Raw genomic sequence first — 17,539 nt, 5'->3', positions numbered from 1 at the left:
GGTAAAAAACTATGAAAAATATGATTCCTAATTTTTTGTGTGCGCAATGTCAAGCAGAATTACAAAATAAATTAAATACTATTAAGGCCACTCGACCAGATTTTTTAAAGAATTTAATATTTTTAGAAATTAGAAATAAGAGTTTGGTGGAATTAAAAGAAGAGTATGATATTAAAATAGTCTTATATTTACGGTGTGCTAATCGTCATTTTGGGCTATTTGTAAAAAGTAGTTTGTTTGATATAAAAGGTGATTATAAGGATATTGTTCGTAAAAATGTTATTCCTTATAATAATAAAGTCTTTTTGAATGAAACCCCTAATAATATAGTAAAGAAAGATAAAGCTTTTGATCCACCAACTTTGGTTTCACAAGATCTGCCAAATCTAAATTATCCAATTTCAAATAGTGAAGATATTAATTATTTAAAAAATGTTGATAGTAAAATTAATCAATTGGGCATGATGCATTTGCATAGTTTAAAGCATATGTCAAAGATGCGCCGTAATTTTTTGATTTCTTTTTTAATTTTTATTTTGTTGGTGGCTGCTGGTTTGGCTACGGGATTAGGATTTTATTTTTCTGCTTCTAAAAAAGTGACAAGTAATAATTTTAATGGCGGGGTTAATCTTATTGCTTTAGCTGAAGATTTTGATGATAATGTTTTAGGCCATATTGCCGATAATCAAGATTCAACAATTTTAGCAGAAGTAAAAAAGCATAATCCTAGAGTAGTTGTTGAAGATATTTTTTTAAGAAATACTACACGAACATCAGCAGTTATTGCGGCAAAATCAGCTAGTGGTCATTATGAATATAATTCACAAGTTACTGTTACTTTTTTACCGCAAGTAGTAACTTTAAAAACAGATTTGAGCAGCCAAATTATTGTGGGTGAAGTTAATGATCCATCAATTGAAAAAGATGTTTTAAATAATCTTGGCAAGGAAAATCCTAATTTAAAAATTAATCAAATATTAGTTAAGAACTATAATAAATCAGAAGCTAAAATTGTTGTTAAACCAGATAGTACTGTTTATATTCCTGGTGATTCTTTGATGGTTTATTTTAATACTGGTGGGAAAAAATTAGTATCGCAAGATTTAATTGAGCCAAATATTGGTAATATTGTAAATAATAAATCTGAAACTATTAGCAAAGCATTGGCTGCTAAAAATAAAGATCTAAAAATCGAAGAAATTGAGTTGTTGTCAATTACCTCTTCAACTGCAAAAGTGACTGCAAAAAAAGACAGCAAAATATATGTTTCTGATAATGTAGAACCAATTGAAATTTATTTTCAAGTATATAATCCTAATATTGGAAAAATAAAAAAACAAACTGCTCATTTTGATATGACTAATTTAGGGGGAGTTTCGACTGATTATACCAAATTAGCTGAATTGAAAGATTCAACGATATTATTAAATTTAGGAAAAAAAATTGTTGAGTTAAATCGAGATGGTTCTTTTAAAAAAGATTTCATTGATGTTCCAGAATCTAACATTACATTTTATAAAATTGTGCAGTTGTTAGATGGTAAAATTTATGTTTTTGCTGGTAATTTTAATAATTTGCTAATTTATTCTTTAGAATTGAGTGGATCAATACCTAAGTTAATTTTGCTTAAAAAATTTAGTGGCCCTGATAAGATTCTTTACTTTTTCCCACTTTCTAATGGGCAGTTTTTAGCTGCTAGTGATAAATATATTTATATTTTTGATTTTGATTGAACACTTAAAAAAACATATGATTTCTATGAAACGTCTAATCACGGTGGGAAAGTTATTGGATTTTTATTAATTAATAAAAATCCAAATTTTGGGGATTTGATAAAAATTGTTACAGAGAATAATATTTATTCTTGAGAAATTGGATCAGATAATTTTAAACTTTTATCACAAACCGCTACTCTTGTTCAGACTATTGCGCAATTGGATGATGGCACTATTTTGGCTTTCAATTATGGGAGTCATCAAATTTTACAATTGAATGATGATGGTACAATTAGAATTGTGGTTGCTAACATGTTAGAGAGTTATGCTGCTGGTTTTTTTGAGACTTCTGATCATAAATTATTTTTTTCAGTAGTTAGTGCTGATATAAATCATCTTTATTTATATGAATTAAATAATAAATAGTTTATTTAGATGTAAAAAATAAAATAATGCTTGCAATTTTGACAACTTCTTCATATTATTAAGATAACAACTTAAAAAAGCAAATTTTGGATATTACGGGAATTAGGTGCAAGTCCTAGGCTGTCCCAGCAACTGTAATGCTGATGAACACTATAAAAATCCATTGAGATAAAGATCTTGAGAAGGAATAGTAAGTAAAATGAAGCTAAGCCAGTAGACCGATCTAAAAATTTACAAACCAATTATCAATACGATAATTATTATCCCTGGGGTTTGGATAATTAATTGTTTACTAGTAGTTAAAATGAAGGTTGATTTTCTAACCAAAACCTACTAATTAATAATTATTCAAAACGCTCCAAAAGCGTTTTTTTAGTTGTTAAGAACTCATAATTAAAGGAGAACAATATGAATAAAACTAATAAAAAAAATTGAGTAATGTGGTTAATAATTGCCATTGCGAGTATTATTTTTAGTGCTTCGGTAATCTTAAACATTACATATTTACCAAAGTATTTTGCATTAAAAAATCGGGTTGATAATACTTTAAAAATAAAAATTAATGCCTACGATGCGACAAAACCGGTCCATGAAATGTTGTTTAGTTCCAACTATGAATCAACAATGTTAACATTAGGAGATTTAATGCAAAATTATCCTGATAGCTTTGAGGTTATTGCCAGTGGTTCTTTAGGACATTGGCTAGAAGGAGTTAATACTAACAACGGATGAATTAAAAAAACAGCTCATGATTCTGAATATTGAGCAATTACCAGTCCCACAAATTCAAAATGTAAGGGTAATACTGATCCTAAAAGCAATATTCCTGATATTTGTGGGGTGGGGATTGATGATTTATTCTTGAAAAATAATGATATTTTTAATTTAATGTTAGTTACACAATAAAATTATGAAAAATTTTTGAGGTAGACTAAAAACAAAATTTTTGTTTCATAAGCGTCCCTATACTATTAAAACTTTAATTCAAATTTGCTTAATTCCAATTTATGCGGCGTTAGTTTTTGCTTTAAAAGAAGCAATGGCTTTTTTACCGAACATTGAGCCAGTGACATTATTAATTTTATTTGCTGGAGTTTATTTTCCTTTTTATATGAGTTTTGGTATTAGTTTAATTTTTTGTTTTCTTGATGGTTTATACTGGGGCTTTAATTTAAGTTGGTTTTTACCATACTTAATTATTTGGCCACTTTTAGCGGTACTTGGACGCGTTTGTCGTCCGTTAATTCTCAGATGATGGTGAACTTTTATTATTATTGCTGGTCTTTTTGGGTTATTATTTGGTTTTGTTTTTGCTGTTATTAACTGACTGTTAGTGGTCATCATTGGCAATCAAATCAATGGGGGGCAAAGTTTTGCCTTAATTGCTTGATGATTAAACGGGTTATCTTATGATGGTATTCACTGTGCGGGAAATATTATGATGGCCGGGGTTTTATTTTATCCCTTAACCAGACTATGAGTTAACCATCTCCAATATTATTTATTTTATGAAGATGATAAACGTATTATTTCCTATAATATTTTTTCCAAAAAAACCCAAGCAAAATTAGAAACAACTTCATCATTAGAAATGAAACCATTAGAACCATTAAGCGAAAATGAAAAAACACAAGAAAGGTAGTTACATTTAAGAATGAAAAAATTATTAACAATATTTACGAGTCTAACTTTATTAACCACTATTACAACACCATTGGTGGGGTGTTTAAATGATCAAACAAACAATCAACAATATCAAGAACCGGCGTGAGTAAAAACTTTTGCCAAAGCGGTCGTTGAAAACAAAGAAACAGTCAGAGTAGCTTATGAGAATTATTATGTTGATACCAATACTAAAACAATTTGGGATCAGCGTGATTATTTAGATATTGCAAAAAATAATAATCTTTTTATTTATTTACAAGCAGCTAATAATTTAACAGAAGCGACGCAGTATCTACAATTAATTGATACTGCTGATATGGGAATGACAACAAAAGGAAAAGAACCAATAACTTTTGATAGTAATTTTGAAAGTAACCAGTTTATTACCCAAGATACTTCGGCCGGTGGCGTAGCATTAATGGCCCACCAGAAATTTGATGATATTTTAAATAGTAGCAAGGCAAAAACAACTTGAAGTGATGCTGCACGTGAAGATTTTATTAAATTTGCTTCAATGTCTTATAAGTATAAAGGAGAAGACCGCGCAACTTGATGAAATTCAAACCATTGAGAGAAACTATTATCGACTGAAAAAAATATCCCGGATTTAAAAAATCCCTCAATTGTCTATTCAGAATTAGATTTATATAACCAGTGAGCAGCGGGTAATCCGGGTATGAATGTGCCGCTAAGTGTAGTAGCAAAGGGATTGTTTAAATTACATGCCACAACTCAGAAGCATGTTTTTCGTTTGGAAGTTAATTCAAATGAATATTGAATTAATAATAATGGGGAAGTAGTTACTTATTCATTACCCCACTGGGGATTTATGTTTCAAATTTATGATACTCCTAATCAACAAGAGTGAACAAAAGATCATTTAGCTTTTTCATCACCCCAATTACCAATTATTAATAAAGAAACGTTTAAATATCAAGATATTAAAGATTATTTATTACAATCAGATTATTTATCATTTAATGACCAAGAAACAACAAAATTTAAAGATAATAAAATTATGGATAGTTAACGCCATATCATAACATTCGGAAAAATATCCGTACGAATGTTTGCAAAGGAGAATTAAAATGAAAAATTTACTAACAATAATGTCAAGTTTAACATTAATTACAACCCCAATAATTTCGCAAGTGGGAAATATCCAAAATGCAACATCGCAGGAGTTATTAACACCGGGGGTTGATAATAATTATCAGATTGATGCTAATTGGGATTTTAGTTCGGCTACCCCTAGCAATAATGAAACCATTACTATAAATGCTTATGTTGACTGATCACAATGAGATCCCGCGAAACCCCAACAAACCCTAGCAACAATTACGACTAAAATTGATAAAACCTTATTACAAGATGATAATACTTTAGGTAATCTAATGAATTATTTAAATAATTATTATCCAACAATTACTGTTGGTATCAAAGCACCTTTTAAAATTAATCCGGAGGTAACCCAATATGGACGAGTTCTCGAAGGAATTTATGATTGAGATCACGCAGTACAGGATTATTTAACTGGTTGAAAAGAGTCATATTGATCATTAAATAGTCCCACTAATCCATTTTGTGTTGAGCAACCAAATAATTATTGTACCAGAGGAATTGATGGTTTAGAATTACAGCAAAATGACACATTTGATTTGTATTTTGTAAGATTAGTTTAAATTATATTATATATAGTAAATTATTAATTTATTTTTATTATCACTACCTTATTAACCATAAATATGGTAGTGATAATATTTATCCTAATAATAGAAATATATTTTTATTTTTTGTTATTTTTTAAAAAAATATGTAATAATAAAATTATAAGAAAAATTAAGGAGATATATAATTATGAATAAGTTATTGATTATTTTAGGAACATTAACATTAGGTGGTACCCCAGCGGTGGGAGCTTTAACAGGACAATTAAATTCTGCAAGTTTTACCTCAACAAATAATGTGAAGTTAGTTAATAAGACTAACTTAAATGATATGAAAATTAATCCAACTACTATTGAACTAAATAGTAATGAAGTTGATGATATTACGACTCATGTGTGAACTACAATGTTAAATTCATATCCTACTTATGAAGAATTTTGGGTTGATTTATTAACAAATCCAGAGCGCTTTATTATTAAAGATGCTGAATTAGAAATGCCAAATTTTGATTCATAAATTACATACAATATTTATATTATTGCGAAACCAACGGATGAAAAATATGAAGGAGTTGCTAATTTTAAAGTTATTTTAAAAAATACCGGAAAAATTGATATTAATGATTTTACTGAATTATTAAAAAATGGGATAACAGTTAAAGCAAAAACAACAAAGATTGCTTTTGGTACAACAAATGCAAATGCTTATAAAGAAGAAATTTTTAATAATTTAGATATTTTCTTAGCCGCATCACCGGAAGAAACAGGAAGTTTATTTATTGACAATATTAATAATATTGAAGTTATCGGTCTTGATAATCCAGTTACTAAAATTAATAACTATACCTTTAAATATCACATTAGATTAAATGTTGTCAAAGAGTCAGTTAATTTAGTACAAAATAGTTTTTTATCATTTGATTTAACTTTAGGAGTATTGTATAAAAATTTAACATTTAATCCTAACTATTCTGAATCAGGAACGGCAACCGCCGATTGAAGTAGTTATGATTCATGAGCAAATTCAAATAAATATCGTAGTTGAAATACAATAGCCGATTTATCAAAATGATATGGCGAAGATTGAGAACGTTTTAAAACTGAATACTCAAATCTAATTATAAATTATAGTAATCTTGGCTATGATTGAAATTGATCATTAATTGCTGGCTCACATAGTAATGAAAATTTAGCTCTTAATTTAAAAGATATTTCACCCACTGAAGAAGGGACAAAAATATCAGAACTTTCGTGAAGTGATTCTTCAGGAATGGCATATGCTAATATAACTTTAACAATATGAATAAGAATTATTCCTGAAACAATGGAGCTTCAATTTCGAACTTATGGTTTTATGGAAATTAAGGTAATTTCAGCGCCGCTTGACCGAATTTCTGGAACAATGGCAATAAATAGTGTAAAATTTGAATAAGATAAAAAATTAGAAGGCCCACATGGTGTTTTCTAATTTTTTATTTTTTGAAAGGAACTTATTGTAAATGAAGTTGGCAATTTTTCATTGAAAAATATTAGTAACATATTTATGATTATTAATAACATTCATTAGCACTAAAGTATATTTTATTCTTCAATTTTTACTAAATTTTTTGTTTTTACTAGGAATTAGCAGCATTATAGTGACCAAGAATGCGCTTGGAACTAATATTGCTTGAACTTATTTTTTATTATATTTTTGTTTTAATTTTGTGAGCGGAATTTATATTTGTTTAATAACATTAGCCCTTTTTAAAGATGAGGAACAAGATGGTACTAACTATTTAATTACTAGCACCCTAAAATATTCCAAATTAAATCTTTATTGTGCACGTTTTTTAGCAATTTTTATCATTACGTTTTCAACAATTATGATTAGTACAATTATTCCACTTCTATGTTGTTATGGCCTTAATGTTAATTATGGCAATTACTTTTTTACTAAATTTTATGGTTTTGTAGCTACAAGTATGATATTAATTATTTTCTTTTTTATATTAACATTATTATTAAGTTTTCTTTTTTCAGCTAAGGCAACAATTATTTGATTTATTTTAATATCATTAATTAGTTTTGGAATTAATTTTCTTATTGCTTTTGGGTTACAATATTCTGATTCCAATGGGCGTACCTCACCCTATATCCTAGCTTTAATTACTGCCAAGCAGCGAAAACAATATAGCGAATATTACTATTTGAAAGAATTTAAAAATATTGTTACTAATTTAAATTTTCAAAAATATTATAATGTTCAAATTGATGCAACCCTGGCGAATAACCTATTTAAAATTAAAAATAAGTTTCCGTTTTTTCAAGATGCTATTTTTCAATATAATAATTCAACCCTAGGTTTCAACCAACTACTTATTTCTTGTCTTAATGCTCAAACAATTAGTGTTTGTGACCAGGTATTTAAAACTTTTCATGATGGGGAACTAACAATGAAACTAAGGTTTAGTCATCAGTTTTTAGATAATTCAATTTTTAAAAATATTTTAACAACTGATAGTTTAAATGCTAATTTAATTGTTCAACCTGCTTATTCTCAGCAAAAGTGAAGCCAGGAAGTTTCTAAGTCAGTGAATGTTAATAATTTTAAAAATAATTATTTAAAAATGCTTGCTAATATTTTAGTAAATAATATTTATCATAATAACTATTTTTCTCCTCCTGCAATTAGTAAACTATTATCTTTTATAAAAATGAAGGAAGTAAATCCAAGCAATACGCTTGAAACATTAATTCCAATGTTTGCCAAGCAATTAAATGTCCCGTTGCAAAACGTTAATTATTTGATGAACTATTACCATAATAGTGCTGCTAAATACAAATATACTTTTGATGAAGAGATCATTAATGGTCAGGGGGCAGTGTGATATTATTTTTATCAAACTTTATCGAATTATTATTTAAATAACCTGTTAGAATTTGATAATGAAAATAGTTTTAATAATTGAGTTCAAGGCATCTTTATGTATAATGAAGTCTTTCGTTATCTTAATTATTTTGATATTCTTTACCATCCATACCAGTTATGAACTAGTAATTATGAATTTGAAAATGTTAATTTATCAAATCCAAGCGCCCAACTAACAAAATATCTTTCGCTAGCAGCTGGACAATTTTATTTGTTATTAAATGAAAAAATCTTACCTAATTTTTATCAAATTATTCAGAATGATCAGCCAAATATTATTCTAATCGTTAACCCATTTCAAATTTCCAATCATACCAATAAAGTGGCAATCTATTGTGTTTATTTAACATTAGCAATTAGTAGTTTATATTTAGGCTATTTATTTTTTAAAAGAAAGGATTTAGTTTAAATGCAACCAAATATTTTAATTAAATTAGTAGATGTTAAAAAACAATTTAAAAACAAAGAGGTTTTACACCAAATTAATTTTATTTTAGAAAAAGGTCAACTGCATGGATTAATTGGACCTAACGGTTCGGGAAAGACCACGATGATTAAATCGTTACTCAATGTTTTAAATATTAATCATGGGGAAGTTTATATTGCTGAACAAATTAAAGGAAAATTGGCTATGTTCCGGAAGTGGCTAATTTTAAAAAAGGATTAACTTGTCAGCAATATTTGATAATGGTAGGTTTAATTAAAGGGATGAGCTATCAAGCAGCAAAAACAAGAACTTGGGAGTTGTTAAAAGAACTTGACTTAACTGCTGTTGCCAAGAAAAATCCCAATAAATTTTCAAGTGGATTAAAGAAAAAGTTATTAATTGCTAATATTTTATTTACTGATTGTGATGTTATTATTTTAGATGAACCTACCGATAATCTTGACCCTGATATGCGGTTATGAATTATTAAACTGATTAAAAAATTAAATGCCGAGGGAAAAACAATTTTAATTTGTACACATATTTTGTCAGAAGTAGAAGAACTATTAGATTCCTTAACAATTATTAAAGAAGGAAAAATTCTATATTCAGGAACTCGTCCCAAATTAATAAATCCTGTGTTGGAAATTAGTTTTTTAGATAGTACTTCTGAAAAAATCTTTCAGAACTATGCTCAGCAAAATAATCTTGCATATCAAAAAATAAATGATACCTGCATAATAACTCTTTCAGAACCAAAACAAATTTTTTTAGAAAAATTATATCAATTAAAAATTAAACCGTCTAAATTAAAAGAACATCATGAGACACTCTATGATTTATATAATAAATATATTAAATAACTAAAACTAGAAGGGAAGGGCATTTCAGATGAAATTACAACTTTTTAAAGTTTATTGTTGGTTATTATTTAAAAGTTTTGTTACAAAAATTTATCTTTTTTTTCAGATTGCTATTAATCTAATTTTTACCTTAGTTATTTTTGCTCTGGTGGCAAAAAATAGTTTAAATTTTAGTGATGCAGTTGCCCTGGGATATTTTATTTATTATTTAAGTTTTCTTGTTTTTACTGGTTTTTTTGTAGTGATGAAAAGCATTAATTTTTTTCAAGATGATATAACTGATAATACTAGTTATTTAACAACTTCAACAATGCGATATTCCCGACTAAATATTTTTCTTTCTAAATTTAGTGCCATTTTTATCATTACTTTTTTGACGATTATTATAAGTATAATTATCCCTTTATTATTTGGTTATCTTATTAATATTAATTATAGTAACTATTATTTTAATCGTTTTTATGGTTCTATCTTATTTAGTATAATTTTAATCATTACTTTTTTTAGTTTAACTATTTTCTTTAGTTATTTATTTTCCCCCCGCATAATTATTTTATTATTTTTCCTTATTAATTTTTTTATTACAATTGGTAATATAATATGTTGTGTTTTTGTAACAACCCCCCTTAATGATGCGGGAATTGTTTCAAAATTATTACAAGATCAGAAAACTAAAACAACTTTTGAACAGCAGTATGGGAGTTATTTTGCAAAGTTTATTAGGGAATTAAATTTTACTAGTGATCTTTTTACTCCGATGTATGATTTCCCTTATTTTCAGAATCCATTATTATTTACTAAGATCCAATTTTTAGTTAATAATTCTCCAGAAGATTTTAATAATTTAATAACCCAATGTGCTAGTTCTCAAAGCCTCAATGGTTGTCAAAATATTGTTACGATTATGCAACAACAAAAATTAGTTATTTCTTCCAGTCTAACTGCAAATTTCTTACATAGTAATAATCATCTTATTCAAACTTTAATAACAAATTTAAATCTAGGCGTATTATCTGATCATGTTGGACTGGTAAATATTAGTCAACTTTATAATAATTATCAGTCACTAATTACCAAAATGCCTGATCTGGCAATTAAAAATTTATTAAGCCGAATGTTAACATTCGATAATTTACAGCAAAAAAAATTCTTAAATAAAAATATTGTTAAGTTTCTTGAGGTAGTGAAACCTAGTTCTAACTATAATTTGACATTTTGATCTTTAGCAGCCAACCAAGCTAATGTTCAGTTAAACAATCTAAGTTATTTAATTAACAATGTTTCTCTTAATGATTTTAGTTTAACAGGTTCTCTTGGGATTTTTACAGATTTAATTGTTTTATTAAATGAATATTATCACCAGGTAATTACTGTCCAAGATCAAAATTTAATTCATAAGGTTTATTATTATAATGATGTTATCAAATATACTAATTATTTTAATTTATTTTATCATCCGTATAAACTTTTAACACCCTTTATGAATGTTGAGAATCAGAGTAACTTCACAACTACTTTTTATAGTTTAGGTGATGTTCATATTCCTAATAATAATTATTTCAATTATATAGAAGTTCAAAAAAATGATGTTAATAATAATCGTTTAGTTCGAACCTTTTTAATAACAAATCCGTTTGTTTTAACAAGGAATATTAATTATGGAGTTTTAACTGGAGTTTATTTGGTTCTTATTTGTTGTCTATGAGGTTTGACATATTTGATATTTTATAAAAAAGATCTTGTTTAAAAAAGCATTTTATAAATGCTTTTTTTATTTTAAAATTTCATATTTTTAATTAATTTCGTGAAAATAAAAAAAGAAAATTAATATCCATTAGTTAAATAGATATTGAGATGAAAGTTATGTAACTAAAGGAAATTAAAAAGGAAATTGATAATTTAAGTAAAAATGATTTGATTATTTTAGCAGAATTAATTCAAAAGAAAGTTAAAAATTACGATCAAATAACTTTAATTAATATATCAAATAATAAATTTAAAAAAGTTAAATGAAAAATGGTATTTATTTACCACAATGTAAAGGAAAATCAATTCACAAAAATTGAATTATTAATTAGTGATGTTGATGTAAATTTATTGATGAAAATAGAAAAACATCAATATTTGAACAAAAAAATTATTAAACATAATTTAATTAATCATTTTCATAAAATTAATTAAAAATATATAAAATTTTCATAAATTTGAAATATTCAATAAATAATAAAATAAGTTTAAATGACTTAAAGAGCTATTTTTTTTCAATAACGTTTATTTTCATAAATGTGAAAACTATTGCTTTTTTTTTAATAGGATTAGATGTGAGAATAGCGGGACTGTGAATTTTTAGGTGTCTAATCTCAAAAAAGGGTATGTAAAAAACATTTAAGATAAAGCAAATGTTATTTTTTAGTTTTGTAATTTTAAGACTAAATAAAGAGAGGATATAAGAATAAATGAAGAAATTGTTGTCATTTTTAGGGGTAATTTGTTTAAGTTCTTCGGTAACTACTAATATTATTGCTTGTGGAGGATCACATCATTCTGATGTTGAAAAACAACAAGTTAATTTTGAGGAACTCTTAACAAAGTTACAAAATCAAGTTGTTAGTTCTTTTGGCAAAACTGTTAATGAACGTAAGAATTTAATTACAGCTAGTACTCTTAGTAATTCTGAAATAACGGGTGGTAATATTGTTGACATAATTAAAAATACTGATGTTGGTAAGGAAGTTACTGATCAAAAAGTTAAGAAAACTATTTTTAATAATTTAAATAATATTGTTCAAGATATTAGTACAACTTTAATTGCTAATAAAGAATTTAGTGTGTTATTTGATAACTTGCCATCAAAAAATATTTTAACTTTAAATACTGAAACTTCTACTTTAACAAAACAAAATTTTGATGGACAAGGGATTATTGATGCTTTAGGAGAAAGTGGTAATGATACATTAAAAGAAGCATTAAAAAATATTAACCAGGATGCTTTAAAAGATGTTTACCATTTAGAAGTTAAATTAAACTTAAAATTGAGTTATCAAAAAGAAGGAAAATTAGAAACTTTAGATTTAAGTCTTAATAATTTTAATCTTTATATTGTGTACAATATTGCTGCCCTTAGTCAGTTAATTACAATTGCTTCTGATAATTTATCAAAATTTATTGCTAATTCAATTCAAGAAATTGATTTCACTAAATTAGATGCAAAACAATATCAAGAATTTTTAAAATTAGATAAAGCTTCTTTAACAAGTGACCCTAATTTTTTAAATACAAATGTTTTCAATATTTTAAAAAATACTATTTTTCATGACTTTAAAAATTTAAAAATAAACAGTTATAACACTATTTTAAACAATGAATTTGGAAGTAATACACTTGATGATAGTAGTAATTATAATTTAAATAATTTATCATCATTAACAACACCAGAACTTTATTCATCACTTTCTAATACTTTAACTAAACAAGAGACAGATTTTATGAATAATTTGCAAAGTTTTCTGAAAAATGTTCCCGAAGGACAACAGGTTTTAGATGCTAATCGTATTTTTGGATATGGTAAATTTTCCTTAAATAATTGGCAGTTTAAAGATTTAGCATTAGAGCAAGTTGAAACTAACTTGATAATTAAAAAAACCTGAACAAGAGAAAAAAGTTGGGGTTATTTTGCCAAAGTGGCAGCTGATTTTTTAGCACAGAATTTTTTAGGAAATAAAATGTTTAGTTTTAGCACTGATCAATTAATTTTTAATATTAAAGATGATTTATTAGATAAAAAATCAGTTTATACTGAGCTAAGCAATATTAAAGGCAAATTAACTTTTAATAATTTATTAAGTATTTATCGAAATGTTTTTATTCATTACGAATCAGGAGTTACACTTGGCAGCGAACTGATTGATTTTTCTGAGGGCGGGTTAATGAACTTAGAATTGCCACTTCCAACAGTTAATAATTTAGCAGGACCTACTTTTGATGATACAAATCATCTGATTAGTTATCAACTAATGTATAACAAGGCTGCTGAAAATTTAGTGTTTAGAATAAATGGTTATTGTTTAAAACTTTATCCATTCATTGGCAATGACCCAAATCAAATTAAGCAAATTAGTTTTATGTTTGCAAAAGAAAACTGATCAAATATGTTAGTTAGTAATTTACAAATTGCAACAATTGAAGAATTAATTGCCTAAAAGTTAACAACACAATTTAAATTAAAAAAAGAGGGACATATTAAAATGAAAAAATTATTATCTATTTTAGGAACAGTTACTTTATTAGGGGCGGGGACAACTAGTATTAGTGCTTGTCATATTTATCAAACTAATGAACCAAAAGATAATTCGATCGTTCCTGATGACAAAACAGATGAATTAGAAGATTTATTAGTAATGATTTCGAATGATATTACTAATAATTTAGGTGCAGTTGTTAATGAAAGCCAAAATTTATTTAGACTAGCAAATGTGGGAACCCCAGAGGTACCTTATTGAGAATTTAAGCAATTTTTAGAAGATTTAACTACTAAAAATCCTAACCATGCTGTTGAAATTCAAGAACAAAATAAGAAAAAATTAATTTTTAATTTGTTAACGCCAATTATTAAAAAAATTAATTATGAATTATCAACGAATAAAAAATATTTAGCATTATTTAATAATATTGAAAGTAATAATATATTAACAGTTAATTTTGATCGCACAACTTTTAATTTAATGCCATTTGATTTTAATGGGGTTATTCAGGCCTTAGGGAAAATTAAGAACCAAACCGTGTTAGCAGCAATTCAACAAGAATTAGATAAGTTTGGATCAGATAGGTTATACGATATTTATCGGGTGTTATGTTCTTTAAAGTTACAGTTAAATTATTTTAAAGATGGTCATTTAGAAACAATGGATATTAATTATGATAATTTAAATTTATATTTTTCTGCAAATAATTTAGATGATTTTAAACAACTACGTGAATTTATCATTGTAGCATTACAAGATTATTTTTCTTATAATGCAACAGAAATTGACTTAGCTAATTTAGATGATAAGTACCAAGAATTTAAAAAACTTAACCATGATAATTTTTCCGACCAAGATCAAGCATTTTTAAGTAATAATATTTTTCAAGTTTTACATGAAAAACTATTTGAAGGGTTAGAAAATTTTAAAGTTAATGATTATCATTTTGAATTAGATGATGAGTTTTTGAAAGAAAGAGGTTATTCTTTCAAAGATGTTAATTTAACAACCATTAAAAACGGCTGGCCAACTACCATTAAAAGTGAATGACAACATCTCTGCCAGGTTGAAGAAATTAATTTTATTAATCGAATAACTAAATTTTTAAAAAATAGTTATAATATTGATTTTAATAATATTCCAGATAATAATCGAATTTATGCGATCGGGCAGTTCTTCTTTAATAGTTTAGAATTTGAAGGATTTAACCTAGGAACTATTGCAATTAATCTAGTTTTGAAAAAAGCAGCGAGTCGGGAATTAAGTAGTAATTATTTTATTGAAATAATTTTGGATTATTTTAATAAGGACTATTTTAACCAGATGTTTGACTATCAACCTGATCAAGCGATTAATTTTTATTTAAAAGATAATTTATTGAATAATTTATCACTTTTTGAACAACTTCCTAGTCGATTAGGTTTATATGCATTTAATAATTTATTAAGTATCTATAATAATACTTTTACAGCTTATAAAACAGGTATAAAGGTTGGCAACACTAACATTGTGATTAATTCTGATCTTGGTGGAAAAATTCAATTTTTAGGTTATCAAGATGATGATTATAAAGATTTAAAATATGAAATTGATCAAGATAATCATCAGATAGTTTTTAAAAATATATATTTACCATATTCGTATTCACTAGGAGTTAAAGTAAATGGATACTTCTTACATTTTTACAGAACAGATTTAAGTTTTAAGCCAATTACAGTTAACTTTAAGTTTAGTAATGATTATTGGAGAAAATTAGGTTTTTTACAACTTGATAATTCTTGAACAATTGATGATTTAATTAGAATTTAAAAAATTTATTAAGGGTGGTGTGGGGGGAGCAAAGTTATTTTAATTGCTAAAATAAGCAAAAACATTAATTTAAAGAAAGGAATAATAATGAATAATAGTCCAACAAGTGTTGTAGCTTTTAAAAAACTTCATCGAAAAAAAAGGATGTTTGCGATTTTTAATTTTTCATTAATGAAATTAAGTCACTTAATAACATTATGAGTTTTTTTTCTTTTATCATTAACCGTTATGATTGTTTGTACAATGGTATTTTTCTTAAGTGCAAAAGATGGTAGTAGTTTTTTAGTAAATTACCAATATTTAGTGCTAATTTTTACAAACCTGTTACTTTTATTATTAACTGTTATTTGTACGATTAAGTTATTTAGTAACCAATTTGAGGATAATTCCTTTTTATTACTAATTACTAAACCTTATTCACGATTTTCAATTATTTTATGACAATTAATTAGTGTTTTTTTTGTTGTAATTATCTTTATTTTAGTTAATTGTGGCGCTAGTGCATTAGTTGGATTTATTATTAATAGTATTAATTATTCTCATTATTTTAATTATTTTTTGCATATTATAAAAGAATTAATTATTTATTCTTTAATGTTTGGGTTTATTGTGATGAGCGGAACAGCTTTTTTAACAGCCTTTTTATCTTCCCAAATTGTTTTCTTAATTTTAACAATTTTTTGTAGTCTCTTTTTATTAGGAGGTTTACCTTATTCATTATTTAAGGAAAAAACTAATTGAATAACAATTAATTTTGAAGGAAAAGGGTTAAAAACAATTTCTCAAGTTAAAGAAATTATTAATTTTAAAAATTATTTAGATACTAAGCAGATGAAATACCCAAATATTACCAAGAAAATTTATGATTTTTATAACTCATTAAGTGATGCTGAGTTGCAAAATCCTGCTGCTGAAGATGTAACAATGAAAAGAATTGATTTATACCGATCATTAGGTTTAACCGAAAGTAAGGATTTTGTTTTAAAAGGTATTGTGAATTATTGAAAAGATAATCCTGATATTATGAATGGTGTTGAAATTGATTTAAGTTTTGATAATTATTTTAAAGATTTAACGAGTTTGCAACAATCACGTTCATCATCCGTATATATTAAAGAATTATTAGAAATTGCTGATTATTATGAAACAACATATACTTTAAATCAATTTATTGATTTAGAAGCACCAAAATGTTGTGGATTATTAACTTATAATGATAGTTCATTAGTATTAAAGCTGGATGATGGCTCTACTTTTGATAGCAATAAAATTAATGGTGAAGTTTATAATGAAATTTATAAAAGTTTCATGAGTGGTTCAACAGTTTATCGTTTTAATGCTGAATTGCAGCGCGAATTTTTAAAAGTTTATAATAATCCGTTATATTTTATTATTCGAAACTTAGAAGACATTATTTATAATGCTGTTTATGACTATAACACTTTTAAAACAAGTCAAGTTAGTCTTGATGAAAGTTTTAAAAAATATCAAAGTATTATTGGCATCTACCAAGCGATTAGTTATTTTAATGTAATTGAACATTGAAATCGTATTTGAAGTTCAATGGTTGGTTATTATGGTAATTTTTGGTTTTATCCGTTTAGTAATTTTTCCCCAGATTTTGATAATCAAAATAATATGTTAATTAGTTATCAAGACTTTGAATTAATTCTAAACAATAAAAATCAACTTGATGTTGAACATTTACATCCGTTTCAAGATGATTATTTGATTGAAATTGTTTATCTTATTTTAGCAGGGTTATTAACCATTGGCGCTTTTATGATTATTACTCGTAAAAATATTTCAAATTAA

The 17,539-nt window shown here is 25.9% G+C and carries 14 protein-coding genes and 1 riboswitch; all 14 genes read left to right on the top strand.

All coding sequences use genetic code 4. The features are described from left to right. The first annotated feature begins 11 nt into the window (after positions 1-11). The gene (locus tag QPK10_RS00810) at positions 12-2,141 is read left to right on the top strand and encodes a hypothetical protein (protein WP_368486152.1); all 2,130 of its coding nucleotides are present in this window, start codon (positions 12-14) and stop codon (positions 2,139-2,141) included. A gap of 71 nt (positions 2,142-2,212) precedes the next feature. Further along, positions 2,213-2,383, top strand: a riboswitch (cobalamin riboswitch). A gap of 166 nt (positions 2,384-2,549) precedes the next feature. Then, entirely contained in the window at positions 2,550-3,047 is a 498-nt protein-coding gene (locus QPK10_RS00805; protein ID WP_368486151.1) for a hypothetical protein, read from the top strand. A 4-nt stretch (positions 3,048-3,051) separates the two neighbouring features. Continuing rightward, positions 3,052-3,783 (top strand): hypothetical protein, encoded by a 732-nt coding sequence (locus QPK10_RS00800; RefSeq protein ID WP_368486150.1) that lies wholly within the window; start codon positions 3,052-3,054, stop codon positions 3,781-3,783. Between the two features lie 12 nt (positions 3,784-3,795). After that, a complete protein-coding gene (locus QPK10_RS00795; RefSeq protein WP_368486149.1) occupies positions 3,796-4,836 on the top strand; it encodes a lipoprotein in 1,041 nt (346 codons plus the stop codon). A gap of 58 nt (positions 4,837-4,894) precedes the next feature. Continuing rightward, positions 4,895-5,488: a hypothetical protein gene (locus tag QPK10_RS00790; RefSeq protein ID WP_368486148.1), complete on the top strand. Its 594-nt coding sequence runs from the start codon at positions 4,895-4,897 to the stop codon at positions 5,486-5,488. A gap of 175 nt (positions 5,489-5,663) precedes the next feature. After that, a complete protein-coding gene (locus tag QPK10_RS00785) occupies positions 5,664-5,990 on the top strand; it encodes a hypothetical protein (RefSeq protein WP_368486147.1) in 327 nt (108 codons plus the stop codon). Positions 5,991-6,410: 420 nt separating this feature from the next. After that, a complete protein-coding gene (locus tag QPK10_RS00780; RefSeq protein ID WP_368486146.1) occupies positions 6,411-6,905 on the top strand; it encodes a hypothetical protein in 495 nt (164 codons plus the stop codon). A gap of 205 nt (positions 6,906-7,110) precedes the next feature. Then, a complete protein-coding gene (locus QPK10_RS00775; RefSeq protein WP_368486145.1) occupies positions 7,111-8,793 on the top strand; it encodes a hypothetical protein in 1,683 nt (560 codons plus the stop codon). After that, positions 8,794-9,051, top strand: a complete 258-nt coding sequence (locus QPK10_RS00770) for an ATP-binding cassette domain-containing protein (RefSeq protein WP_368486144.1) — start codon at positions 8,794-8,796, stop codon at positions 9,049-9,051. It abuts the gene before it with no gap. After that, positions 9,027-9,674: an ATP-binding cassette domain-containing protein gene (locus QPK10_RS00765; protein ID WP_368486143.1), complete on the top strand. Its 648-nt coding sequence runs from the start codon at positions 9,027-9,029 to the stop codon at positions 9,672-9,674. The genes QPK10_RS00770 and QPK10_RS00765 overlap by 25 nt, the downstream gene beginning before the upstream one ends. A 28-nt stretch (positions 9,675-9,702) precedes the next feature. Then, positions 9,703-11,421 (top strand): hypothetical protein, encoded by a 1,719-nt coding sequence (locus QPK10_RS00760; protein ID WP_368486142.1) that lies wholly within the window; start codon positions 9,703-9,705, stop codon positions 11,419-11,421. A gap of 709 nt (positions 11,422-12,130) precedes the next feature. Continuing rightward, positions 12,131-13,873, top strand: a complete 1,743-nt coding sequence (locus QPK10_RS00755; RefSeq protein ID WP_368486141.1) for a lipoprotein — start codon at positions 12,131-12,133, stop codon at positions 13,871-13,873. A gap of 45 nt (positions 13,874-13,918) precedes the next feature. Continuing rightward, complete coding sequence (locus tag QPK10_RS00750) at positions 13,919-15,724, top strand: hypothetical protein (RefSeq protein WP_368486140.1); 1,806 nt, start codon at positions 13,919-13,921, stop codon at positions 15,722-15,724. A gap of 87 nt (positions 15,725-15,811) precedes the next feature. Further along, on the top strand, positions 15,812-17,539 hold the full coding sequence (locus QPK10_RS00745; RefSeq protein WP_368486139.1) for an ABC transporter permease: 1,728 nt from the start codon (positions 15,812-15,814) through the stop codon (positions 17,537-17,539).

The sequence above is a fragment of the Spiroplasma sp. DGKH1 genome (assembly GCF_040940205.1).
Lineage (GTDB): Bacteria > Bacillota_I > Bacilli_A > Mycoplasmatales > Mycoplasmataceae > Spiroplasma.
The sequence above is the reverse complement of the archived record's forward strand: the minus strand, read 5'-3'. Positions and strand labels throughout refer to the sequence as shown.